Genomic DNA, 25,842 nt, shown 5'->3' with positions numbered 1-25,842 from the left:
CAAAAATTTTATATTTTTTATTAAAAAATATAATTCTTTCTAAGAATTATTATTAATATTAAAATTTTTTTTCAATAATTGAAACATTTAATAATTGAGATAGTTTTTTAATTAAAATTAAACGAATATCTTTTAATGTTAAAAAAGTATTAAATTCTTTAATTTGTGTCATTTTCATATCAACATCACCACAAGGATGAATATAATTAAATGGTGTTAAATCCATATGAACATTTAATGATAAACCATGCAATGTAAATCCTTTTTTTACTCTTAACCCTAACGAACATATTTTTTTATTATTTATATAAACTCCAGGAGAGTTTTTTTTAACATTTGATTTAATAGAAAAATAATCTAGAGTTTCTATTATTAAATTATGCATTATATTTATAAGATCACGAATAGTAACTTTTCGACGTTTTAAATCAATTAAAAAATATAATATTTGTTGTCCAGGACCATGATATGTAATTTGACCACCTCTATCTGTAGTTACTACTGGAATATCGTGAAGAATATTATCATTAGATGTAGTTATATTTCTTTTATTTAACAAACCTTGAGTAAAAATTGGATAATGTTCTAAAAACCAAATTTCGTCAAATGTATAAATATCACGTGTTTTTGTAAAGAAATGCATTTTATTAAACATTTCAATCCAATGTTTTAAACCGAAATTGCGAAAAAAAATAATTTTATTATTCAATAAGAAAATCCAATTTTTTATTCAAAAAATACTAAATAAAATAAAAAATATTAATTTTAGTACATTACTAATGTAGTAGTTCAGAAAAAATAGACTTTATTCCAATACTAAGAAACTCTATTCCTAAAGACATTAGTAATAAACCCATAATACGTGTAATAATATTAATACCTGTTTTTCCTAATATTTCAACCACGCATGGAGCAGCTCGAAAACATAACCAGCAAACACATGAAAATAAAAAAATAGCTATACTACACCCTAAAAAATTGATCCAAGTAGAATAATAAGTACTCCAAACAATAGTTGAACTGATTGCTCCAGGTCCTGCAATTAATGGCATGGCTAAAGGTACAACACTTATGTTTTCTTGATTTTCTTCTGTACTTGTTTTTTTATTTTTTGTAAATTTTCCACTAATCATAGAAAAAGCAATACCAATAATCAGTATTCCTCCTGCTATACGAAATGAATTAATAGATATGCCAAAAGCATTTAAAATGCTATTACCTAAAAATAAAGATATTAACAAAATTAGAAAAGCAGAAAAATTAGCAATTAAATTAGTTTTTTTTCGTTCCAGATTAGATTGATTATTAGTCATAGTTGTAAATATAGGAATCATTCCAATTGGATTAACTAAAGCACATAAACTTACAAAAAATTTTATATATATAGAAAAATCAAACATTGAAATATGCATATTATACTCTTAATTTATATTGAATTTCTTTTAATTACATTAAAATAACAGCAATGTTTAATATAATAAAATTATTAAAAAAATATTAGCTCAAAGAACTGAGATAATATAAAAAATATATTTTTGTATATAAATTTAATTAAAAATTATTTAAACATTATTAATGTTAGTATTTAATTATCAAGTCGTGCAATAATACTGCGTGTTTGTAATCGAATCTCTGAAAGAATAACTTGTATTAAATCAGATACTTTATAGTGTAAAATACCTTTAATAAAGACTTTTCCTGTTTCTTGACTAAAAATTAATTCTTCTCTAACAGGATGTAAAAATAAAGCAGGAATAAATACATTTGCACCGTTTTCTAATAATTTAGCTCTTATTCCACTTCTAGAAACATCTGTAATTTCAGCATTAAATTTTTTATTTTTATATTCTTTTTTTTGTAGAAGTAAGGTGTAAAGCCAATCTGACACATCTCTTTCTGCAATTCTATTACGACGTTTCTGCTCACTAATTCTTAATTTTATATCTTCACTGGGCTTAGTAATATTTTTATCTTTATTAATAATAGATTTTAATAAACGATGATTAATCATATCACTGTATTTTCGAATAGGAGATGTCCAAGTAGCATACTCTGAAAGACCTAATGCAAAATGAGGACCTGGGGTAATACTAAAATCTCCAAAAGATTGATAACGACGAATACGGCTATTAACATAATTATTAGATAATATATTTAAAACACGTCTAAGATTACAAAATCCTTTTAATGTAATTATTTCTTTTACAGTAAATTTTAAGTTATATTTTTCTAAAAAAGAAACGACGTTTTCAGCATTAATAAAATCAAAACCAGTATGTGTATTATATATTCCAAATCCCAGGTTTTTTGATAAAAAATTGGCAGCAGATATATTTGCTATTATCATTGATTCTTCGATAATTTTATGTGCAATACGTCTTTTTTCTACAACAACATCTTCTACAATTCCAGTGTCAGAAAATTGAAATCTATATTCCAAACTATCTTTAAATAATACAGAATTTAATGCTCGCCATTTTATACGTAATAAACATAAACGATGTAAAAGCAATATTTGATTTTCAATTAATTTTGTTTCTGGCTTCCATGAACCTGTTTTTTCAATCCAATCTGATACATTGTCATAAGATAATTTTGATTTTGATTTAATCCATGCTAAAAAAAAATTAATTTTATTACAAATATTTCCGTTTTTTAAAACATTAATACGACATGCTAATACTGGACGGCGTTCGTTGGGATTTAAAGAACACATATCTTCTGATAAATTGCGAGGTAACATAGGAACATTGAAACCTGGTAAATAATTTGTAAATCCTCGTTTTGCAGCAATGATATCTAATTTACTACCACTTTTTATGTAAGAAGTCGGATCTGCAATAGCTACAGTTAAACAAAAACTGCCATCATTATTTTCTTTAATAAAAAGAGCGTCATCAATATCTTTTGTATTAAAATTATCTATTGTAATAAAGTTACAATGAGTTAAATCCTTTCTATCAGAACGATCTTTCAGAATAAGATCATCTTTTTCTATTGTAGGTGCTTTTCTCTCAAGATTATGACGTGATAAAGTTACCCACCATGGTATAAGTGGATTATTTGCCTTAACTATTTCTTCAACTAATTCAGCATAAAATATATGATTTCCGTTAAGTTTATGTTTAATTAATTTCGCTACGGCCCAATCCCCTGTCTCAAAAATATCAATACAATTTTTTTTAATTCGGCATAATATAAAGTCTTTTAAAAATGGATAGTCTGGTAAAATGAACAATTTATTGTCTTTTTTTTCAATTTTCCCTACAAATCGATTTAAAAAAGATTCAATTAATTTTTCAGGTTCAGCTATTTCACGATCTTTTTCCACTTTTAACAAAGCTAATATTTTATCTCCATGCATAACATTTTTCATATTTTTAGGAGGTATAAAATAACTTTTTTGTGCATCAACTTCTAAAAACCCAAATCCTCTTTCAGTACTTTTTACTATTCCTTCAACCCGTGGTGTTTTAGCATGTAGATTTTTTTTTAATTGTGCAAGTAATGGATTGTTTTGGAACATAATAATACTACCTAATTACCATAGTAGAAAATAAATAATTAATAATTTTAATATATAACTTATTTGAATAATATCATAGATAAATTTTATTAAAAATTTCAATGAAAATTAATATTATATTTATCAAATCAATTTAAAGTTAAATTTTAAATTAGTAAAATGAAAAAATATGTACAAAAATTTTTTGTTTAAATAATAGAACCTATTCCGTTTAAATGAAAACCATGGTCAACATTAATAATTGAACCAGTAATTCCAATAGATAAATCAGAGCATAAAAAAGATGCAACGTTTCCTATTTCTTCGCTAGTAACATGATTTTTTGTTAAAGATAAAGACTTGTGTATTTTTTTTATTTTTTCAAAATTTTTAATTTGATAAGAAGATACAGTTTTAATGGGTCCAGAAGAAATAACGTTAACTCTAATATTTTTTTTACCTAATGAATGAGCCATATAGCGAACATTTGCTTCTAAGGAAGATTTTGCTAAACCCATCATATTATAATTAGACACTATTTTTTGTGAACCTAAATAAGATAATGTTACTAAGGAGGAAAATTTATTTAACATATTTTTACATTCTCTTACCATGCTTAAGAAACTATATGAACTAATTTCGTGGCATATATTAAAGGATTCTCTATTACTACCTTCAATAAAATCTTCATGCATTTGTTTTTTAGGACAATAAGCAATAGAATGAATTAATCCATCAAAATTCTCCCAAACTTTTTTTATATTAAAAAATAGTTCTTTAATGTTTTCATCATGAGATACATCACAAAAGAAAATAGTATTATGATTAATTGGTTGAATTAAATATTTGATTTTATTAATTATTTTTTTGTTTTGACAAACAAAAATTAATTCTGCTTGTTGCTTATACATTGATTTTGCAATACCCAATGCGATTGATTTTTCATTTAATATACCAGTTATTAAAATTTTTTTACCTTTTAAAATGCCCATTTTAATATTCCAAATATATATCATATACGTGAAAATGTTCTATTTTTTATATTTAAAAACGGTAAAATATTTAAATTAAATTATAAATTCTTATTACTTTTTCTAAATATTGTGAAGCCTGTATTGATGGGTGTTTTTTTACATATTTAAAAAATGTTTTTACTGTCATAGAATTTATTATTTTTATTGCTTTATTTCTATTTTTAGAAAATATTTTTAATAATGCACTCGTTCCATTAACATATGCAACAATGGTTGCATATCTCATTATTTCCTTATTTTTTATACCAAATAAATTTTTTTTTTGTAATAAATTTATATAAGAGGTACCAATATTAATATTTATTTTAGGATTATATAATTCTTTAACAGAAGGTTGACCTTTTTTCCCATTTAAACGATATATTTCTAGACCTGCTGCAGACGGTTTTATTTGCATCAAACCAATTGCATTTGATTCACTTTTAGCATAAGGATTACCAGAAGACTCAGCATAAATAATAGATTTAATTAATTTTTCTTCAACATTATATTTATTTGATGCTTTCTTAATAAGAAAATTCCAGTTATGAATGGTTTTTTCTATATTTTTTTTATTTAAAAAAGAATAATTATTTGCTGTATTTTTTTTTACATTTAAATAATTATTGCATCCCATCAGTAATATAATAGAAAGAATTAGTATTTCTAATGTTACCAAAAAAAATTCCTTAAAATTAAAAGATAAATACATAAATAATATATTTACTTTATTTCATTAATAATTTGACTAGCTGCTCCAATATAATTGGATGGAGAGATTTTTTTTAAACGTTCTTTTTCTATCTTTGGAATATTTAATTTTTCAATAAATTTATGTATATCAATTTTCTTTATTTCTTTTCCTCGAGTTAATTTTTTTAATTTTTCGTATGCGTTTTCAATTTTATAACGACGCATAACAGTTTGAATTGCTTCAGATAAAACTGACCAATTTTTGTTTAAATTTTTTAATAGTTGTGAAGTATTAATTTTTAATTTATTTGTTCCAGATAAAACTGAATGATATGCAATAATAGAATATGAAAACGCCACTCCTATATTTCTTAAAACAGTGGAGTCACTTAAATCACGTTGCCATCTAGAAATCGGTAATTTGTTTATCATATGGTTCATTAAAGCATTTGATAATCCTAAATTACCTTCAGAATTTTCAAAATCAATAGGATTAATTTTATGAGGCATAATAGAAGAACCTATTTCTTGATCTACTGATTTTTGTTTGAAATAATTAAGCGAAATATACCCCCAAATGTCACGATTGAAATCAATTAATATATTATTAAAAAGAGACATACATCCAAAAAATTCTGCAATATAGTCATGTGGTTCTATTTGTGTCGTATATGGATTCCAAGAAATGCCAAGTGATGTTATGAATTCTTTGCTTACTGCATGCCAATTAACTTGTGGGTAGGCTACCAAATGCGCATTGTAGTTTCCAGTAGTGCCATTTATTTTGCCTAATATTTCTATTTTTTTTAATTTATGATATTGACGTTGCATGCGATAGTAAAAATTAACCATCTCTTTTCCCATAGTAGATGGAGTAGCTGGTTGTCCATGGGTTAAAGATAATAATGGAATATCTTTATATTGAAAAGAGGCGTTTTTTAAAAATTCAATTATCTTTTTCCATAACGGTAAAATAATTTCATCACGAGCATTTTTTATCATTAGCGCATATGCTACATTATTTATATCTTCTGAAGTACACAAAAAATGTACAAATTCTAAAAATGGTGATAATTTTTTTGATTGAGAGATTTTATTTCTTAAAAAATATTCTAATGCTTTAATATCGTGATTAGTTTCTTTTTCTATATTTTTAATAGATATAGCATCTTTTTCATCAAATTTTTCAAAAATACTATCAAGAAATAATATATCTGATTTTTCTATATTTTTAATCTCTGGTATTTGATGCATATTAATTATTTTTTTTAACCATTGAATCTCTACATTAAGACGATACTTTAAAAAGCTAAATTCACTAAAAATATTTCGTAATAACTTAGTAGAATTAGAATATCGACCATCAATTGGAGAAACAGCTGTTAATGAATTCAACTCCATATTTTATATTCCTAATTTTTAAAAATTGTAAAAAAATTCATAAATTAATTTTTTTAAATTTTTTTGTTAAAAACATCCAAATATACGATTAAATAAATCATTAAAAATAAATTATATTGAAAATAATTATTTTTATTTCTTAAAAAAATATTAAATTATAAAAATGGTAGTCTTGATTTTATAACCCCCCCGCCTATGCATATTTCTGATAAATAAAAAACTATTGATTGTCCAGGTGTAACTGCAATAACAGGAGAATCAAACAAAACTTTAATAGAAAAATTATTTATATATTTTATATTACAAAAAACATCGGTTTGACGATATCTTATTTTTGCTTGACAAAAAAAAGGAAAATTAATTTCATCATTATTAATCCAATTAATTTTTTCAGCTATTAAACCTATAGACATCAGATTTTTATTAAATGAACCTTGAGCAACAATTAACGTATTATTTTTCATTTTTTTTTCTACTACATACCATGGTATGTTATATTTTCCCTTAATTCCACCAATCCCTAAACCTTTACGTTGTCCTAATGTATAACAAAATAAACCTTTATGTTGCCCAATAATTTCACCATCAGTTGTAATAATATCGCCTTTTTTCGCTGTAATATAACGATTTAGAAAATTATTTATTTTTTTAGGCCCAATGAAACAAATTCCAGTAGAATCTTTTTTTTCAGCAATTTTTAAACCAATTTTTTTTGCAATTATTCTAACTTTATTTTTTTGTAAACTTCCAATGGGAAATAAAATGTTTTTTAGTTGTATACTTTTTAAGGTATATAAAAAATAGGTTTGATCTTTTTTCAGATCTGTTCCTTTTAAAAGATAATATTTTCCATTTTTTTTCTTAATCCGTGCATAATGACCGGTAGCAATATAATTTGCTTGAAGCTCTTTAATCGAATAATCAAAAAATATTTTAAATTTAATTTCTTTATTACACAATACGTCAGGATTTGGAGTTTTTCCTTTTTTATGTTCAATCAAAAAATTTTCAAATACTTTTTCCCAATATTCTTTAGAAAAATTTATTTTATGCAAATGAATATTTAACTTTTTACACACATCTTCGGCATCAGATAAATCCTGAGCCGCACTGCAATATTTTTTTTTATCATCTTCCTCCCAATTCTTCATAAATAAACCTTCTACTTGGTAGTTGTTTTTTTTTAAAAACCAAGCAGAAACTGATGAATCTACACCTCCAGACATAGCGATAATTACTTTTTTCTTTTTTTCTTTCATAAATAATCAGATCTTAATTTTTTTAAAAAATATTAAATTTAATATTTTTTTGAAATAAAAAAATTATTTTTTAATATTACAAAAATTTTTTAAATATTTTTTATATCTATAGAAATTTAACTAATTGAATTTATATTATATTCAAATGAATATAAGAAATATATTAAATATTTATACTTTTAAAAAATATTAATATAAAATAAATTTTCAATGTATTTTTAAGCAAATATTTTAACTAAATTAATTTTAAAAATGGTCAAAAAAATGAAAAATATAAGAAACTTTTCTATTATCGCTCATATTGATCATGGAAAATCAACTTTATCTGATCGTTTAATTCAAAAATGCGGTGGACTTTCTGAAAGAGAAATGTCTGACCAAGTTTTAGATTCTATGGATTTAGAAAAAGAAAGAGGTATTACAATTAAAGCACAAAGCGTAATGATTGATTATATAAATAAAAATGGTAAGATTTTTCATTTGAATTTTATTGATACACCTGGTCATGTAAATTTTTCCTACGAAGTTTCTAGATCATTAGCAGCATGTGAAGGCGCATTATTAGTTGTTGATGCAAGTCAAGGTGTAGAAGCTCAAACATTAGCAAATTGTTCTACTGCTTTAGAGATGAACTTATCAATAGTCCCAGTATTAAACAAAATAGATTTACCTAGTTCAAATCCGGAAAAAGTAGCTAGAGAAATTGAAGATATTATTGGAATTTCTGCATTAGATGCAATTAGATGTTCGGCTAAAACTGGTCAGGGAATAGAAGAATTAATAGAACAGATTATTAATAAAATTCCAGCTCCTGATGGTAATGAAAATCAACCATTACAAGCACTTATTATCGATTCATGGTTTGATAACTATCTCGGTGTAGTATCTTTAATAAGAATTAAAAATGGAATAGTTTCAAAAAAAGATAAAATTAAAGTGATGAGTACAGGAAAAACATATTTTGTTGATCATTTAGGTATATTTACACCAAAAAAAATAAATAAAAATTATTTAAAATGTGGAGAAGTAGGTTGGATTATTTGTGGCATTAAAAATATTTCTGCAGCTCCAGTTGGCGATACTTTAACAAATGCTAAAAATCCAGCAATCAATATGTTAACAGGTTTTAAAAAAATAAAACCTCAAATTTATGCTGGTTTATTTCCCACTACATCAGATCAATACGAAATATTTAGAGATGCTTTAGGAAAACTTAGTTTAAATGATTCTTCGTTGTTTTATGAGCCAGAAAACTCAACTGCTCTTGGTTTTGGATTTCGATGTGGTTTTTTAGGATTACTACATATGGAAATTGTTCAAGCTCGTTTAGAGCGAGAATATTCTCTTGATCTAATTTCAACAGCTCCAAATGTCATTTATCAAATAGAATTAACTAACGGGAAAAAAATTTATTTAGATACTCCTTCAAATTTTCCCATTAACAGCGAAATAAAAAAAATAAAAGAACCTATCGTTGAATGCAATATTCTATTACCACCTAAATTTCTTGGTCCAGTTATGAAATTATGTATAAAAAAAAGAGGAACTGAAATTAACATGATTTATCATGAACAACAAGTGTCTTTAAAATATCATATTCCAATGAACGAAGTTGTTTTAAATTTTTTTGATGAATTAAAATCAGTTTCAAGTGGATATGCTTCACTAGAATATGATTTTAAACATTTTAAAACTGTTAAAATGGTTAGAATAGATGTCCTAATCAATTCAGAGAGAGTAGATGCATTAACAACAATTTCTTATTATAAAAATGCGCAACATCGTGCTCGTGAAATAGTTGATAAAATGAAAGAATTAATCCCCCGACATCAGTTTGATATTAATATTCAAGCAACTATTAATAATAGTATTGTTGCTAGATCAACAATTAAACAATTAAGAAAAAATGTATTAGCGAAATGTTATGGAGGCGATATTAGTAGAAAAAAGAAACTATTAAAAAAACAAAAAGATGGTAAGAAAAGAATGAAAAAAATAGGAAATGTTAATATGCCAAAAACAGCGTTTCTTGCAATTTTAAACATTAATAACAATTAGAATATAAGGAAAAAAATGCGTAATATATTAACTTTTTTTTTATTAATTAGTACTTTCTTCACAGGTATATTATGGATAATTTATCGAATTCCTTTAATTAAAAATTATTTTTACGATAAAAAAAAAAGAACAATAATATATTTTTAATAAATAAAACAATTTTTGAAAATAAAAAATGTTTTTTTCGGTCTTTATCATCTCTTTTTCCAACATTTTTTATTGTTCTAATAGTACGTTCTTTTATTTATGAACCTTTTCAAATACCTTCAGGTTCAATGATGCCAACTCTTTTAGTAGGAGATTTTATTTTAGTAGAAAAATTTTCATATGGTATTAAAGAACCAATTACAAATAAAATTCTAATTCGAATAAATTTACCGCAACGTGGCGATATTGTAGTTTTTAAACATCCTAAAAATAACATTGATTATATTAAACGCGTAATAGGATTACCCGGGGATAAAATTCAATATGATATAAATAAAAAAAAATTAAAGGTTTGTATTAATTATATTAATCAAAAAAATTGTGAAAATAAATTATTCATTAAATATTCTAAAACTGAATTAAGCAATTTTTTTCAAAAAATATATCTTTTTAACGAAAATAAAACAGAAAAAGAGAGAATATATAATTCTATTTACTTTAAGAAAGTTGAAGAACAAATTAATAATTTAAAACACAATATACTAATATTAGATGGAATTAAAAACAAAAAAAATGATTATTATCATCAACCAGATATGCCTAAATTAACGTGGATAGTACCTAAAAACAAATATTTTATGATGGGGGATAATCGTGACAATAGTTTAGATAGCCGTTATTGGGGTTTTGTACCTGAAGAAAATTTATTAGGAAAAGCTATAAAAATATGGATGAGCTTTGAGAAAAAAGAAAATGAATGGCCAACAGGTATACGTATTAATAGAATTGGAAACATATATTAAAAATAATAATTAATATAGCAGAACATAATCAGTATTATATATTAATATTTGAAATATATCTTCAATGTTATCAAAATTTTACTGTTTTTCCTGTTATATGTAAAAATCAATTAAAATATTATTGAAATTGGTATAACATGAACCATATCGTAGCAAATAAAATACAGCAAGTATTAGGATATACCTTTACTCATCAAGACCTGTTAAAACAGGCATTAACACATCGTAGTGCAAGTAGTAAACATAATGAAAGACTCGAATTTTTAGGAGATTCTATTCTGAGTTTTGTAATTGCTAACGCTTTATATAAGCATTTTCCGTATATTGATGAAGGCGATATGAGTCGTATGAGAGCCACTTTAGTAAGAGGCAACACCTTGGCAGAAATAGCATATGAATTTGATTTAGGAGAATATTTACAATTAGGTCAAGGTGAATTAAAAAGTGGGGGATTTCGTCGTGAATCTATTTTAGCCAATACTGTAGAAGCATTAATCGGTGGTATTTATTTAGATAGTAATATTAAAACAGTAGAAGAATTAATACTCAAATGGTATGAAAAACGTTTAGAAAAAATAAGCCCTGGTGACACACAAAAAGATCCTAAAACACGATTACAAGAATATTTACAATCTAAACACTTGTCTTTACCTTCGTATTTGATTGTTGAAGTTTATGGTGAAGCACATAATCAATTATTTACTATTCAATGCGAAGTTAGTACAATTCCAAAAAGTTTAATTGGTAAAGGTACAAGCAGAAGAAAAGCCGAACAAGATGCAGCAAAAAAAGCATTAATTAAATTGGGTGTAGAGTGAAAAAGAAAACAGAATATTGTGGGTATATAGCTATTGTTGGTAGGCCAAATGTTGGCAAATCAACTTTAATTAATGAAATAGTGGGAAATGAAATTTCTATTACATCAAAAAAGAAAAATACAACACAAAAAAATATTATAGGTATAAAAACAAAAAAATCCCATCAATTCATTTACATAGATACACCAGGAATACATATTACCAAAAAAAAAGATATAAAAGAAAAACAAGATAATAATTTAAAAATTATAAAAAATTCAATATTAATTGTATTTATTATAGATCGTACTATTTGGAAAATAGATGATGAAATTGTTTTTAATAAAATTAAAAAGAATAAAATTCCTATTATTTGTGTTATTAATAAGATTGATAAAATTCAAAACAAAAGACTTATTTTACCACATATTAACTTTCTTTCAAAAAAAATTAACCCAATAGAAATTATACCTATTTCAGCGAAAAAAAGAGAAAATATAACTCTTTTAGAAAATAAAATATATCCTTATTTACCAAAAAAAAATCATGCTTTTTCTAAAAAATGTACTACAACAAATTCTTTATTTTTTTCAATATCCGAAATTATTCGTCAACAATTAATATTTTTTTTAAGAGATGAGTTACTTTCAACAACAACAGTAGAAATTGAATCACTTAAAGAAAAAATAAAAAAAAATTTATATATTAAGGCTATAATTTATGTAAAAAAAGAAAGACAAAAAAAAATTATTATTGGGAAAAAAGCGGCAATAATTAAAAAAATTAGTATGTCGTCTAGGTTTGATATCGAAAAAAAAATGAATATGAAAGTACATCTTCTAATATGGGTAAAAGAAAAAATTAAAAAATAATTTTTAAAATTAGTTAAAATGTTTTAAGTATTTTAACTAATTTTAAAAATAAAACTAAAATTTTTTAAATTAAAGGAACATAGTTAATAATATGTCTATTATAGGTATAGGAACAGATATCATAGAAATTTTACGTATTAAAAATATTGTTTATAATTTTAAAGATAAATTAGCTAAAAGAATTTTATCAATAGAAGAATGGGAAAAATATGTAGTAAACAAAAATCCTATTCATTTTCTTGCTAAAAAATTTGCAGCTAAGGAAGCAGCTTCTAAAGCTTTAGGAACAGGAATAAACTGCGGAATAAAATTTAATCAGCTGGAATTATATAATGATAATCTAGGAAAACCAAAACTGCGTTTTTTAAAATGTGCTTTACAGAAATCTAGAGAAATAAAATGTAAATCTATATTTGTTAGTATATCTGATGAAAGATTATATGCATATGCATTAGTTATTTTAGAAAACTAGTGCTTTTTTTTAAAAATGTTAAATAAAGGGTTAACATCTTTTTTTTTTAAAAAAATTATTTAATATCTGAGAACATTCATTTTTCATTATATTTTTTTGTATTATTAATTTACTTTTTTTTTCCAAATTTAAAAAAATTTTTTTTAAAAAAGGATTTTTTTCTGAATCTTTGTAATTAGCGCCAAATACTAATCTTGTAATACGACTATTTATAATAGCTCCACAACACATCATACAAGGTTGTAATGTTACATATAGCGTGGTGTTCAACAATCTATAATTCTTTATTTTTCTACCTGCTTGACGTAAAGCCATAATTTCTGCATGAGCAGTAGAATCATTCTGAGAAATTACACTATTCCAGCCAGTTCCTAAAACGTTTTCTTGAAAAACAAGTATTGCACCTATGGGTACTTCTCCATTTTCTTCTGCATAACATGCATATCTTAAAGCAACTTTCATCCAATAACTATCGCGATTGTTTTTCATAAAATTTTTTCTAATTATGAAATCTGGTTTTTTTTAAAATTTTTAATTTTTCTTTTTTCCATTCGTTTTGTTTTTCGTCTGCTCTTTTATCTATTTTAGTTTTTCCCTTAGCTAATCCAAAATTTAATTTGCACCAAGATTTTTCCCAAAATAAAGATATTGCAATCAATGTAGAACCTATTTTATTTTTTTTATTAGATAAATATTGAATTTCATTCTTATGCAATAATAATTTTCTTTTTCTAGATGAATCACAAAACAAGTGATTAGAAGATGTGTTCAAAGGTTGAATAATAGAATTATAAAGATACATTTCGTTTAAATTATCATTATTAATATAACTCTCAGTAATATTTATTTTTCCTAATCTAATAGATTTTACTTCCCAGCCCATTAATACAAGACCTGATTGAAATACTTCTTCTATAAAATAATTATAATATGCTTTTTTATTCGTACAAATGGTAGACGATTTTAAATGGTATTTTTTTTTATGAGACATAATTAGATGTAATCCAAAAAAAACTTGTATTTAAATATTTTTTTAAAAAAATTTATTTTTATATATTGATTTATTTCAAAAATTTTGTTAAAAAAGAACTTATTTCTAAAAAATAAAAAAACTATGAAAACTATTAAAGTAACAGTTGTTTATGCTTTACCTAATATTCAATATATTAATGAAGTTAATATCAATTCAAATTCAACTGTAAAAGATGCCATATTGGCTTCAAATTTATTAAATTTAGTGAAAAATATTCAATTTTATAGAAATAATGTAGGAATTTATAATAAATTAGTATGTTTAAATTCAAATATAAAAAATGGAGATCGAATTGAAATCTATAGAAATTTAATCATCGACCCCAAAGAACGAAGAAGAAAAAGATCAAATATTTATATTTAAAATAAAAGACTAATTATTTTTATATGTTGAAACAACAACCATTGCAGGGCGTAATAAACGAGATTTATGAAGAATATAACCAGATTGCATAATATCTAGTACATGATTATCTTTTTTTATTTCATTATTATAACTCACAGACATAGCTTGATGAATATCTGGATTAAATAATACATTTTTTTCATTAATCTTTAAAACATTGAATTCATTTAAAATTTCATCTGATAGAGATAAAATAAAATTTATTTTTTTGATAATTTCTAAATAAAAATTTTCTTTATTTTCTTTAATCACACTTGAAGCCCGTTCAACATTATCTATAATTAGAAGAAATTCAATAATTATTTTTTCTAAAGAAAATTTTCTAGATTTTTCTATTTCATTATTTAATCGATTGTTTAACTTTGTTATTTCCTCATGATTTTCTAATTGCAACTCTATAAGTTGTTCCTGAGATTCTTTTAACTTTATTTCTAATGAATTTATCAAATCATTTTCTTCTATATTATTTTTTTCTATATTTTCTTTTTTTTCAAAAATATTAACTGTTTTTTCATGTTTTTCTTTTTTATTTTCCATAAATTTACCTTTTTTATAATTTAATACATTTTTGTTGATGTAAATTTGTATAGTATATTTTTATAAAAAACGATTTTATTATTTTTTAAATTGATTTTATTATTTTTTAACAAGAGGTGAAATATACGATATTGACATATCCCATGGTTGTTCTATCCATATGTTTTGCTCAATATCAATAATATAATCATCTACTAATAATCGACCCAGTGGTTTTGCAAAAATAGTTACAAAGTATGCTTTTGGATATAAATTACGAATAATTTTTGCTGTCCCTCCTGTATCGACAAGATCGTCTACAACAATAACTTTTTCTCCGTTTCCTTTTGCTTTTTTAATTATTTTTCTATTTTTTTGCAAACAATCATAATTATAACTTGCAATACATACGGTGTCTACGCATCGAATACCTAATTCTCTTGCTAATATAGCAGAAGGAACAAGACCTCCTCGACTTACAGCAATAATACCATTCCAAGAATTTTGTATTTTTAGTAACCGTTTTGCTAGTCTTCTAGTATGAATTTGAAGCATATCCCAGGTAACAATGTATTTCTCACTCATGAAAAAAAAATCCAAAACTATAAAAATAGTATTTATTATAAAAGTGGAAATAATTTGTAATTATTGTAGGATTTATGATGATTAAAATCAAATTAAATGATTTATTAGTTTATTTTTTCATTTCTTTTTCAATAATTAATATTAATATATGAATAACCTTAATATGCATTTCTTGTATTCGGTCTGAATAACCATGATATGGAATACAAATTTCTATATCAGATAAATTTTTAACTTCACCTCCATTGTTTCCTGTTAAAACAATGACTTTCATATTTTTTTTACGCGCTGCTTGTATTGCATTAATAATATTAATAGACTTACCAGAGGTGGAAATTGCTAGAAGCACATCATTGGAACGACCAATGCTTTCTATATAACGTGAAAATATCTGATCATATCCGAAATCATTTCCTATTGCTGAAATATGACCAACATCAGAAATGGGTATTGCAGCATATCCGGGTCTTTTTTCTCGATAAAGACCAGTTAATTCTTCAGAAAAATGAACAGCATCGCAATGAGAACCACCATTTCCACATGAAATTACTTTTTTTTTATTTTTAAAGGATTGTGCTATTAAAATAGCTGCTTTTTCGATATTTTTTATTTGTTCTTCTTTTTTTAAAAAATTTTTTAATATTTTTAATGCAGTATTTAATTCAGAAGAAATAATTTTTTTATACATTTTTTAATATTCTTAAAATTTAAAAAAGATAGAAAAAATTTTTTCTATTTTTATTAGAAAAAAATTATTAAAGAGAATTATTTTTTTCGGTGCGGACGGGACTCGAACCCGCGACCCCCGGCGTGACAGGCCGGTATTCTAACCGACTGAACTACCGCACCTTTTTACTATTTCTATATTGTACATATTTTAAAAAAATGAGTCAATCATCTTTTTACAGTTATTCATAATTTACTATAAAATATATTCTTTTGTCTTTTTTAAACATCTTAAATATTCTTTATGAAGTTCTAATTCCTCTTTATTTGCTTTTAGTATTTTTAAAGAGCGATTTTCTTTTATTATTGATTTTTGGGGGTTTCCAAAATATTTTTTATTTTCAAGATTCTTATCAAACAATATTGATTCTTGACCACTAGTCATCAAAAGATATAATTTACCTAAGAGAAAAGCATCTAAAATAGCACCATGTAAAATTCTATGAGAATTTTTTATTTTATAACGTAAACATAATGCATCTAATGTATTTTTCTTACCAGGAAATAATTTTCTAGCTATTTTTAATGTGTCAATAATAGAACAAAAATTTGATATATCTTGTATTTTTGCGCTTAACATTGAAAACTCTTGGTTTATAAAACCTACATCAAAAGATGCATTATGAATTATTAATTCTGAATTTTTGATATAATTAAAAAAATCTTTAGCTATATCCTTAAAAGAGGGTTTATCTAATAAAAAATCATCAGTAATACCATGAATTTTTAAAGCACTTGATTCTATCAATCTATTAGGTTTAACATAAGAATGAAATTTTTTTCCTGTAAAACGACGATTAATAATTTCAATAGCACCGATTTCAATAATTCGATGATTCAGATAAGGTGGGCCTACACTATTTATCCCTGTTGTTTCAGTATCTAATACAATTATTCTTTTTTTATTATTCATAATGAATTATTTATTTAAATTATTTAATATTGGAATAATTATTAAAATGTTAAAATTAGTTGAAATATTTTCAGATGGTTCTTGTTTAGGAAATCCTGGTTCAGGTGGATATGGTACAATATTACGTTACAAATCACATGAAAAGATATTAACTTCAGGTTTTTTTTTAACTACAAATAATAGAATGGAATTAATGGGTGTAATATCTGGTTTAGAAACTCTTAAACAATCTTGTATAGTTGAAATTACAATTGATAGTCAATATGTAAAACAAGGTATTACGAATTGGATTTCTAAATGGGAGCAACAAAAATGGAAAACAACTAAAAAAAAATCAGTAAAAAATTTAGATTTATGGTTACGTATCAATTCTGCTATAAAAAATCATCATGTCACATGGTTTTGGGTTAAAGCCCATATGGGACATTTAGAAAATGAAAGATGTGATAAAATTGCTCGTAAATCTGCTCAAAATCCTTCAATTAAGGATTTTTTTTATGAAAATAATTTTTATCAAAACAAAAATTGATAAAAAAATTTTTTGTTTTTAATGGAATATAAAATGATTTTAACAAGTATCTCTATATTAAATGATAACTACATTTGGATCCTGTACAATACTAATGATTTTTGTATCATCGTTGATCCTGGTGTTTCTGAAAAGATAATAAAAAAAATAGAAGAAAAAAGATGGAAACCAATAGCAATTTTATTAACACATAATCATATTGATCATGTAGGAGGAGTAAGGGAAATTGTAAAAAGATATCCAAATATAATTGTTTTTGGTCCTGAAGAAACAAAAAAAAACGGTGTAAATCAAGTTGTACAAAAAGGAGATAAAATAAAGTTATTAGAAAATGAGATTGATGTTTTTTTTACACCAGGTCATACATTAGGTCATGTTTCATATTATTTAAAACCATATATTTTTTGTGGTGACACTCTATTTTCAGGTGGTTGTGGACGTGTTTTTGAAAACAGATTTTTTGATATGTATCAATCTATTAATTTTATTAAATCTTTACCAAAGAAAACAATATTATGTTGTTCACATGAATATACGCTATCTAATTTAATTTTTTCTATGTCCATTCTCCCATTTGATAAAAAAATAAAAAAATACTATAAAAAAACAAAAAAAATTATTTCCAAAAATAAGAAAAGTCTTCCAGTTACTCTCGAAACTGAAAAAAAAATAAATATATTTTTAAGAACAAAGGAAAAAATAATTAAAAAATCAATGGGATTAAAAATTAGCACAAGTAGTTTTGAGGTTTTTGTTTTACTGAGGAAAAAAAAAGATATTTTTAATTGGAGCTAAGCGGGATTGAACCGCTGACCTCCTGCGTGCAAGGCAGGCGCTCTCCCAGCTGAGCTATAGCCCCCAGACAGTATTTATTATGGTAGGCCTGAGTGGAATTGAACCACCGACCTCACCCTTATCAGGGGTGCGCTCTTACCATCTGAGCTACAAGCCTTTATAAAACAAAATTTTATTAGATAATTTGTGTGGGCACTTTCAAAAAAAGTATATATTTTTAAGGAGGTGATCCAACCGCAGGTTCCCCTACGGTTACCTTGTTACGACTTCACCCCAGTCATGAATCACAAAGTGGTAGACGCCTTCCTTTTTCAAGGTTAGGATATCTGCTTCTTTTGCAACCCACTCCCATGGTGTGACGGGCGGTGTGTACAAGGCCCGGGAACGTATTCACCGTGGCATTCTGATCCACGATTACTAGCGATTCCGACTTCGTGGAGTCGAGTTGCAGACTCCAGTCCGGACTACGATTTACTTTATGAGGTTTGCTTGTCTTTGCAGATTTGCTTCTCTTTGTATAAACCATTGTAGCACGTGTGTAGCCCTGGTCGTAAGGGCCATGATGACTTGACGTCGTCCCCACCTTCCTCCGGTTTATAACCGGCAGTCTCCTCTGAGTTCCCGGCCGAACCGCTGGCAACAGGGGATAAGGGTTGCGCTCGTTGCGGGACTTAACCCAACATTTCACAACACGAGCTGACGACAGCCATGCAGCACCTGTCTCACAGGTCCCGAAGGCACTTTTTTATTTCTAAAAAATTCTGTGGATGTCAAGACCAGGTAAGGTTTTTCGCGTTGCATCGAATTAAACCACATGCTCCACCGCTTGTGCGGGCCCCCGTCAATTCATTTGAGTTTTAGCCTTGCGGCCGTACTCCCCAGGCGGTCGACTTAATGCGTTAGCTTCGGAAGTCACTTCTCTTGGAAACAACCTCCAAGTCGACATCGTTTACGGCATGGACTACCAGGGTATCTAATCCTGTTTGCTCCCCACGCTTTCGCACCTCAGTGTCAGTATTCGTTTAGGAGGCCGCTTTCGCCACGGGTATTCCTCCAGATATCTACGCATTTCACCGCTACACCTAGAATTCTACCTCCCTCTACGATACTCTAGTATTTCAGTTTCAAATGCAGTTCCTAGGTTGAGCCCAGGGATTTCACATCTGACTTAAAAAACCACCTACGTGCTCTTTACGCCCAGTAATTCTGATTAACGCTCGCACCCTCCGTATTACCGCGGCTGCTGGCACGGAGTTAGCCGGTGCTTCTTCTGCAGGTAACGTCACAAAATAAAATTATTAGTTTTACTTCTTTCCTCCCTGCTGAAAGTACTTTACAACCCTAAGGCCTTCTTCATACACGCGGCATAGCTGCATCAGGCTTTCGCCCATTGTGCAATATTCCCCACTGCTGCCTCCCGTAGGAGTCTGGACCGTGTCTCAGTTCCAGTGTGGCTGGTTATCCTCTCAGACCAGCTAGAGATCGTGGCCTTGGTAAGCTTTTACCTTACCAACAAGCTAATCTCGTCTGGGTTCATCCAAAAGCATGAGGTCTTAAAAAGATCCCCCACTTTGGTTTTTCAACTTTATGCGGTATTAGCTACCATTTCTAGTAGTTATCCCCCTCTTTTGGGTAGATCCCCAGATATTACTCACCCGTTTGCCGCTCGCCGACAAGAAAGCAAGCTTTCTTTCGCTGCCGCTCGACTTGCATGTGTTAGGCTTGCCGCCAGCGTTCAATCTGAGCCATGATCAAACTCTTCAGTTTTAAAAGCTTTGCTCTTAAAGAATAAATTCTTTAAGAATTTTTTTAAAAATTAATTTTGTACTTAATTTTCTGTGCCCACACAGATTATCTAATTATTTTGTTAAAGAGCGTTGTTTTTAAACTTTATATGAGATTACATTTTTTTTATCCTGTTGTCAACCTTTTTTAATAAAATTAATTTTTATTTTTAATTTTATAAAAAAATCTATTAAGTAAGTTATATTATTATTGAATAAATAAAAAAATATAAATATAGATCTACTAATATTTATAATAAAAATCAACTAAATATTAAAAATATTATAGTATATTAAAAAAATTATTTATAAAAATTAATTTTATTTAAATTTATAAAAAAGGTTGCTTATGAATATAAAATACATAATAAAAAAAAATATTGAACAAGCTCTGATCAAAATTAATAGTAATTACAATTATAAAGTATTAATTATATCAAGTAAAAAAATAGAATTTGGTCACTATCAAGTGGACAACTTAATTAAGATATCTTCTATATTAAAAATAGAACCATATAAATTGTTTCAAAAAATAATAAATCACATAGAAAAAAAAAATATCTATAAAAAAATAATTTTTTCACATCCAGGGTTCATTAATATCTTTATTAAAAACGAATGGTTATCTGAGAAATTAGAAATACCATTTATTTCATCTCGTCTTGGCATAAAGTATATTTATCCAAAAAAAAATATTGTAGTAGATTATTCTTCTCCAAACATTGCAAAAGAAATGCATGTTGGACATTTAAGATCAACTATAATAGGAGATGTTACAGTAAGAATACTAGAGTTTTTGGGACAAAAAGTAATCAGAGCCAATCATATTGGAGATTGGGGAACACAATTCGGCATGCTAATTGCGTATTTAGAAGACAATAAGCTACTAAAAAAACTAAAAAAAAATCTTCTTTCACTTAAAGATTTAGAAAAAATTTACTGTCAATCAAAAAAAAAATATGATTCAAATGAGTTATTTTCAAAAAAATCCAGAGAATTTGTAGTAAAACTACAGAATGGAGATCAATACTGTTGTTCTATTTGGAAAAAATTAGTATCAATTACTATGTTAGAAAATTATAAGATATATAAAAAACTTAATGTAACATTAGAAAAAAAGCATACTATGGGAGAAAGTTTGTATAATCCAATGCTTCCAAAAGTTGTAGAAGATCTTAAAAAACAAAAAATAGCTATTGAAAAAAACGGAGCTACTATTGTTTTTCTTGACGAATTTAAAAACAGGATTGGAGACTCTATGGGAGTCATAATTCAAAAAAAAGACAAAGGTTTTTTATATTCAACTACTGATATTGCTTGCTTTAAATATAGATATCAAAATTTACATGCTGATCGAATTATATATTATACCGATTCCCGTCAATATCAACATCTTCTACAATCATGGACTATTGCAAAAAAAGCTAATTACATATCTAAACGTTTATTATTAGAACATCATACGTTTGGAATGATGTTATCTAAAAATAAACGTCCTTTTAAAACTCGTGATGGAGACACTATTAAACTTTCTGACCTTCTTAATGAATCTATAAATAGAGCTACTAATTTAATTAAGAAAAAAAAACCTAATTTATGCAAAAAAAAATTAATTAAATTAGGAAAAATAATTGGAATAAGCGCTGTAAAATATTCTGATTTATCTAAAAACAGAAATACTAATTATATATTTGATTGGAATAAGATGCTTAGCTTTGAAGGCAATACCGCTCCTTATATACAATACGCTTATACAAGAATTATATCTATTTTAAAAAAATCTACTATTCCATTTCATAAAATAAAAATGAAAATAATTCTTAATGAAGAAAGTGAAATTAACTTAGCTATTAAAATATTAGAATTTGAAGAAATTATTTTATTAATAGCTAAAAATGGAACTCCTCATGTTATGTGCAAATATCTTTATCAACTTTCTACATATTTTTCTAATTTTTATGAAAACTGTTCAATTTTATTTTCCGAAAAAATAAAAATACGGAAAAGTAGACTTAAATTATCTTTTTTAACAGCAAAAACAATAAAAAAAGGGTTAAATCTTTTGGGAATAAAAACAGTAAAAAAAATGTAAAAAAATAATTTAAATTTTAAAAAATTCAGCAAGGTGAGGAAATAATGCAGTACTAAAAATGTACTACTTAAAACCACACCAATCTGTATTTATATAAATATAGTTAACTGCCAATTATACTAGTCATTTTTATTTTTTTTATATCTATTATTTCAAATTGAGATAAAACTGTTAATTCTGGAAAATTTTTTCGCAAAATTTTTGATAAAAAAAATCGAAGAGGATGAATTACTAATAATACAATAGGAGCATTTATTGATTTTTGTTTTTCAATAGCTTCTTGAGTTTTAATTATCAGTAATTCAGACAAACCAGGTTCTATATTATTAGTTTGTCCTTTTAAATTATCTAATAGTAATTGTTCTAAATTTGTTTCTAAACCTATTATTTCAATAATATCTTTTTTATAAAATAATTTTTGTGTAATAATTTTACCTAACGCAATGCGAACAAAACTAGTTAATTCATTTGGATCTTTTTGATCAATAGAAAATTCTGATAATGTTTCTAAAATAGTTCTCATATCTCGTATTGGAACTTTTTCTAAAAGAAGATTTTTTAAAATTTTATGTAAAGTTGTTAAGCTGAGTATATTTGGTATTAAATCTTCAGTTAATTTTGGCATTTCTAAATTAACATGATCTAATAGTTGTTGAGCTTCTTGACGACCGAATAATTCATCAATATGTTTAGAAATTAAAAAATTTAAATGTGTTGCAATAATAGCACTAGCTTCTACTATAGAATAACCTTTTTTTTCTGCTTCACTTTTGAAATGTAAATCGATCCAATAACCAGATAAACCAAAAGTAGGTTCATAAACTTCTTTAAACGGTAAAGGTTCTGTTTCTCTTCCTGAACGGATAGCCATATATTTTCCATAAAAACAATCACCTTGACCTACTTCTACTCCTTTAATAAAGATGTGATAACGAGTTCTTTTTAAATTTATATTATTCTTAATATGAACCAATGGAGGGAGAAATCCAATTTCTTGAGCAAATTTTTTGCGAATAATACGAATTTTATCTAATAAATCACCTTTTTTTTGAACATCAACCATAGGTATTAAATTATGTCCGATTTCTATTCTTATAGGATCTTCTAATTCTACATCAGTCCAAGAAGCTTCAGAAATTGAATTATCTACTGACTTATATTTGTTTTCAGGAACTAGAAGGTTTTTTTCAACATTAGTTTTTTTTCTATTTAACCACCAAGAAAGAGATAATAGCGAAACGGTAAATACTAAGAATATAATATTTGGCATTCCTGGAACTAAACCAAGAACACCTAAAACTATTGCACTTAGTAAAATTACTTGAGAATTATAAAATAATTGACTTATCATTTGTTCGCCAACATTTTGATTCGTACTAACACGTGTAACAATTACTCCAGCTGCTGTAGAAATAACTAAAGCGGGAATTTGAGCAACTAAACCATCTCCTATAGTTAATAAGGTATATACTTCTGCAGCTTTATTTAACAACATATTATGTTGAAATAAACCGATAATTAATCCTCCAAAAATATTAAGAACCATAATCAAAATACCAGCAATTGCATCTCCTCGAACAAATTTACTTGCACCATCCATTGATCCATAAAAATCAGCTTCTTTTGTTATTTTTAAACGACGTTTTTTAGCTTCTGTTTCCCCAATTAAACCTGCATTTAAGTCAGCATCAATAGCCATTTGTTTTCCTGGCATTGCATCCAATATAAATCTTGCTCCAACTTCAGCTATTCTTCCAGATCCTTTAGTAATCACCATAAAATTGATAATAACTAAAATAATAAAAACAACTATACCAATAGCAAAATTTCCACCTACTAAAAAATGACCAAATGATTCTATTACTCGACCCGCAGCATGAGTCCCAGTATGACCATTTAAAAATATTACACGTGTAGATGCAACATTTAAAGCTAAACGCAACAATGTAGAAAAAAGTAAAATTGTTGGAAAAGCAGCAAAATCTAAAGTATGTCGAGTAAACATAGAAACAAGTAAGATAATTATTGATAAAGCGATATTAAAAGTAAAAAAAACATCTAAAACAAATGGTGCTAATGGCAGAACCATCATTGATAAAATAATTAAGATTAACACTGGACCTGCTAGTATTTGCCATTGTGTTTTTTTTAAATTTTGTACAATACGAAAAAAAGAAGAAAAATTAATCATTACTTTTACTTTCTCCTGCAACATTTAATTCTGATGGAACTGATATATTTTTAGGTTTTTCAGGGAAAACACCACCATCTCTTTTCCATTTTCTTACTTTCCAAACCCATGCTAAAATTTCAGCTACAGCTTTATAAAGAGGACCTGGAATATATTGACCTATTTCTGAATAACGATATAATGAACGAGCTAAAGATGGAGCAGAAATAATAGAAATTTTATTTTTAATCGCAATTTCTTTTATTTTTTCAGCCGTTTCACCAATGCCTTTAGCTATTACCTTAGGAGCATTCATTTTATTAATATCATACTTAAGTGCAATTGCATAATAAATAGGATTAGTTATAATAACATCTGCTTTAGGTACATCTAAAATCATTCTTCTTCGTAAATTTATTTTCATTTGTTGTCGAATACGTGTTTTTATTTGTGGGCTTCCTTCTCTTTCTTTAAACTCATCTTTTATCTCGTGATGAGTCATTTTTAATTTTTTGTAATACTTCCACTGTTGCCAAAAAATATCTAAAACAACAATTGGTATTAACCCCAACATTACTAAAACACAACAATAAGCAATTAAATTAGATCCATAGGATAATGAAGATGAAATACCTTTAGTGTTTAAAAATAATATTTTAAAAAAATACATCCATAAATACCAAATAGATATACCACTTATGATAAATAACTTTAATATTATTTTAAATGATTCAAAAAATATTTGAAAAGAAAAAATTTTTTTTAAACCATCTAATGGGTTTAATCTTCTAAAATTTAATTTCAATGATTTAAAATTGAATTTTATACCGCTAAATAAGATAGGAGGAACAATAATTATAAATATTAAAAATGAAAAAAATGGAAAAAAAACAATCAATATTTTTTTTATAAAAATAAAAAAATTTAATGAAATATTTTGTTTATTTGTAAGAATATTTTCATTAAAATAAAAACTATTAAATATAGTATTTTTTAATTCAAAAATAATTGAATGCCTGAACCACCATAAATTTGACAAACCAACTATTAAGATTAATAAAGAATTTAATTCACGAGAATATCTTGTTTGTCCCTTTTTTTTAAATTTTTCAATATGATGTTCTGTTGGTTGTTCTGTTTTTTCTTCGTTTATATCATGATTCATTTTAAATGCTTTTAACCATTAAAGTTTTTAGTCAACAAATAAATTTTAATTAAATAAAACTATTTTTTAAAAAACATTTTAAATAATTTTCTTATATAATAAGGTTATT

At 25.8% G+C, this 25,842-nt stretch carries 23 protein-coding genes, 3 tRNA genes, 1 rRNA gene and 1 pseudogene; 9 read left to right on the top strand and 19 right to left on the bottom strand.

From position 1 onward, the window contains the following. Positions 1-58: 58 nt before the first annotated feature. The 7 genes from lipB to mnmA all read right to left on the bottom strand — a co-directional run bounded on the left by lipB (position 59) and on the right by mnmA (position 7,871). Complete coding sequence (gene lipB, locus D9V76_RS01385; RefSeq protein ID WP_158337090.1) at positions 59-709, bottom strand: lipoyl(octanoyl) transferase LipB; 651 nt, start codon at positions 707-709, stop codon at positions 59-61. Between the two features lie 67 nt (positions 710-776). Continuing rightward, positions 777-1,412 carry a YchE family NAAT transporter gene (locus D9V76_RS01380; protein ID WP_158337088.1) on the bottom strand — a complete coding sequence of 212 codons (636 nt, stop codon included), beginning with the start codon at positions 1,410-1,412 and terminating at the stop codon, positions 777-779. 173 nt (positions 1,413-1,585) lie between these two features. Continuing rightward, a complete protein-coding gene (gene rnb / locus D9V76_RS01375) occupies positions 1,586-3,526 on the bottom strand; it encodes an exoribonuclease II (RefSeq protein WP_158337086.1) in 1,941 nt (646 codons plus the stop codon). A 188-nt stretch (positions 3,527-3,714) separates the two neighbouring features. Beyond that, positions 3,715-4,497, bottom strand: coding sequence for an enoyl-ACP reductase (locus D9V76_RS01370; protein ID WP_158337084.1), 783 nt, complete (start codon positions 4,495-4,497; stop codon positions 3,715-3,717). A 70-nt stretch (positions 4,498-4,567) separates the two neighbouring features. After that, the gene (locus tag D9V76_RS01365) at positions 4,568-5,197 is read right to left on the bottom strand and encodes a transglycosylase SLT domain-containing protein (RefSeq protein WP_253254729.1); all 630 of its coding nucleotides are present in this window, start codon (positions 5,195-5,197) and stop codon (positions 4,568-4,570) included. 44 nt (positions 5,198-5,241) lie between these two features. Then, complete coding sequence (gene purB / locus D9V76_RS01360) at positions 5,242-6,612, bottom strand: adenylosuccinate lyase (RefSeq protein WP_158337080.1); 1,371 nt, start codon at positions 6,610-6,612, stop codon at positions 5,242-5,244. Between the two features lie 155 nt (positions 6,613-6,767). Next, positions 6,768-7,871: a tRNA 2-thiouridine(34) synthase MnmA gene (mnmA, locus tag D9V76_RS01355; RefSeq protein ID WP_158337078.1), complete on the bottom strand. Its 1,104-nt coding sequence runs from the start codon at positions 7,869-7,871 to the stop codon at positions 6,768-6,770. 264 nt (positions 7,872-8,135) lie between these two features. Here mnmA and lepA point away from each other — a divergent pair, with 264 nt between their 5' ends. The 5 genes and pseudogenes from lepA (at position 8,136) to acpS (ending at position 13,020) form a co-directional block, all read left to right on the top strand. Beyond that, the gene (gene lepA, locus D9V76_RS01350; protein WP_172599428.1) at positions 8,136-9,929 is read left to right on the top strand and encodes a translation elongation factor 4; all 1,794 of its coding nucleotides are present in this window, start codon (positions 8,136-8,138) and stop codon (positions 9,927-9,929) included. A 15-nt stretch (positions 9,930-9,944) separates the two neighbouring features. Beyond that, positions 9,945-10,879: pseudogene (lepB, locus tag D9V76_RS01345) on the top strand (signal peptidase I). A gap of 137 nt (positions 10,880-11,016) precedes the next feature. After that, on the top strand, positions 11,017-11,697 hold the full coding sequence (gene rnc / locus D9V76_RS01340; RefSeq protein ID WP_158337074.1) for a ribonuclease III: 681 nt from the start codon (positions 11,017-11,019) through the stop codon (positions 11,695-11,697). After that, positions 11,694-12,548 carry a GTPase Era gene (gene era / locus D9V76_RS01335; protein WP_158337072.1) on the top strand — a complete coding sequence of 285 codons (855 nt, stop codon included), beginning with the start codon at positions 11,694-11,696 and terminating at the stop codon, positions 12,546-12,548. The genes rnc and era overlap by 4 nt, the downstream gene beginning before the upstream one ends. Before the next feature lie 91 nt (positions 12,549-12,639). Beyond that, entirely contained in the window at positions 12,640-13,020 is a 381-nt protein-coding gene (gene acpS, locus D9V76_RS01330) for a holo-ACP synthase (RefSeq protein WP_158337070.1), read from the top strand. 30 nt (positions 13,021-13,050) lie between these two features. On the opposite strand, the gene tadA is transcribed toward acpS, so the two are convergent. Together tadA and smpB are read right to left on the bottom strand one after the other, a co-directional pair. Then, complete coding sequence (gene tadA / locus D9V76_RS01325; RefSeq protein WP_158337068.1) at positions 13,051-13,509, bottom strand: tRNA adenosine(34) deaminase TadA; 459 nt, start codon at positions 13,507-13,509, stop codon at positions 13,051-13,053. Between the two features lie 10 nt (positions 13,510-13,519). Then, positions 13,520-14,011: an SsrA-binding protein SmpB gene (gene smpB, locus D9V76_RS01320; RefSeq protein WP_158337066.1), complete on the bottom strand. Its 492-nt coding sequence runs from the start codon at positions 14,009-14,011 to the stop codon at positions 13,520-13,522. Between the two features lie 123 nt (positions 14,012-14,134). Here smpB and D9V76_RS01315 point away from each other — a divergent pair, with 123 nt between their 5' ends. Continuing rightward, positions 14,135-14,416 (top strand): RnfH family protein, encoded by a 282-nt coding sequence (locus D9V76_RS01315; protein WP_158337064.1) that lies wholly within the window; start codon positions 14,135-14,137, stop codon positions 14,414-14,416. Positions 14,417-14,425: 9 nt separating this feature from the next. On the opposite strand, the gene D9V76_RS01310 is transcribed toward D9V76_RS01315, so the two are convergent. From D9V76_RS01310 to dnaQ, 5 genes are all read right to left on the bottom strand, one after another. Next, positions 14,426-14,995 (bottom strand): nucleotide exchange factor GrpE, encoded by a 570-nt coding sequence (locus D9V76_RS01310; protein WP_158337062.1) that lies wholly within the window; start codon positions 14,993-14,995, stop codon positions 14,426-14,428. Positions 14,996-15,094: 99 nt separating this feature from the next. Further along, positions 15,095-15,559, bottom strand: a complete 465-nt coding sequence (gpt, locus tag D9V76_RS01305) for a xanthine phosphoribosyltransferase (protein WP_158337060.1) — start codon at positions 15,557-15,559, stop codon at positions 15,095-15,097. 109 nt (positions 15,560-15,668) lie between these two features. Further along, on the bottom strand, positions 15,669-16,247 hold the full coding sequence (lpcA, locus tag D9V76_RS01300) for a D-sedoheptulose 7-phosphate isomerase (protein ID WP_158337058.1): 579 nt from the start codon (positions 16,245-16,247) through the stop codon (positions 15,669-15,671). An 87-nt stretch (positions 16,248-16,334) separates the two neighbouring features. After that, positions 16,335-16,408, bottom strand: a tRNA-Asp gene (locus D9V76_RS01295). A gap of 73 nt (positions 16,409-16,481) precedes the next feature. Further along, positions 16,482-17,198, bottom strand: a complete 717-nt coding sequence (gene dnaQ / locus D9V76_RS01290) for a DNA polymerase III subunit epsilon (protein WP_158337056.1) — start codon at positions 17,196-17,198, stop codon at positions 16,482-16,484. A gap of 46 nt (positions 17,199-17,244) precedes the next feature. On the opposite strand from dnaQ, the gene rnhA reads away from it, so the two are divergent. Then, positions 17,245-17,727 (top strand): ribonuclease HI, encoded by a 483-nt coding sequence (rnhA, locus tag D9V76_RS01285; protein ID WP_158337054.1) that lies wholly within the window; start codon positions 17,245-17,247, stop codon positions 17,725-17,727. Between the two features lie 33 nt (positions 17,728-17,760). Beyond that, positions 17,761-18,522 carry a hydroxyacylglutathione hydrolase gene (gene gloB, locus D9V76_RS01280; RefSeq protein ID WP_158337052.1) on the top strand — a complete coding sequence of 254 codons (762 nt, stop codon included), beginning with the start codon at positions 17,761-17,763 and terminating at the stop codon, positions 18,520-18,522. On the opposite strand, the gene D9V76_RS01275 is transcribed toward gloB, so the two are convergent. The 3 genes from D9V76_RS01275 to D9V76_RS01265 all read right to left on the bottom strand — a co-directional run bounded on the left by D9V76_RS01275 (position 18,514) and on the right by D9V76_RS01265 (position 20,289). Further along, positions 18,514-18,586 (bottom strand) — tRNA-Ala (locus tag D9V76_RS01275). The two genes, gloB and D9V76_RS01275, sit on opposite strands and share 9 nt — an antisense overlap. 16 nt (positions 18,587-18,602) lie before the next feature. After that, positions 18,603-18,679: transfer RNA gene (locus D9V76_RS01270), tRNA-Ile, on the bottom strand. A gap of 61 nt (positions 18,680-18,740) precedes the next feature. Next, positions 18,741-20,289: ribosomal RNA gene (locus D9V76_RS01265) — 16S ribosomal RNA — on the bottom strand. Between the two features lie 366 nt (positions 20,290-20,655). Here D9V76_RS01265 and argS point away from each other — a divergent pair. Then, a complete protein-coding gene (argS, locus tag D9V76_RS01260; RefSeq protein ID WP_158337050.1) occupies positions 20,656-22,398 on the top strand; it encodes an arginine--tRNA ligase in 1,743 nt (580 codons plus the stop codon). 103 nt (positions 22,399-22,501) lie between these two features. Here the strand turns inward: argS and flhA are convergent, their stop codons facing one another. Beyond that, positions 22,502-24,589: a flagellar biosynthesis protein FlhA gene (gene flhA, locus D9V76_RS01255; RefSeq protein ID WP_158337048.1), complete on the bottom strand. Its 2,088-nt coding sequence runs from the start codon at positions 24,587-24,589 to the stop codon at positions 22,502-22,504. Further along, on the bottom strand, positions 24,582-25,733 hold the full coding sequence (gene flhB / locus D9V76_RS01250; protein ID WP_158337046.1) for a flagellar biosynthesis protein FlhB: 1,152 nt from the start codon (positions 25,731-25,733) through the stop codon (positions 24,582-24,584). The genes flhA and flhB overlap by 8 nt, the downstream gene beginning before the upstream one ends. Between the last annotated feature and the right edge of the window lie 109 nt (positions 25,734-25,842).

Source organism: Buchnera aphidicola (Rhopalosiphum padi), assembly GCF_005080845.1.
Taxonomy (GTDB): domain Bacteria; phylum Pseudomonadota; class Gammaproteobacteria; order Enterobacterales; family Enterobacteriaceae; genus Buchnera; species Buchnera aphidicola_AO.
This window is presented reverse-complemented; position numbering and strand designations above follow the sequence as displayed.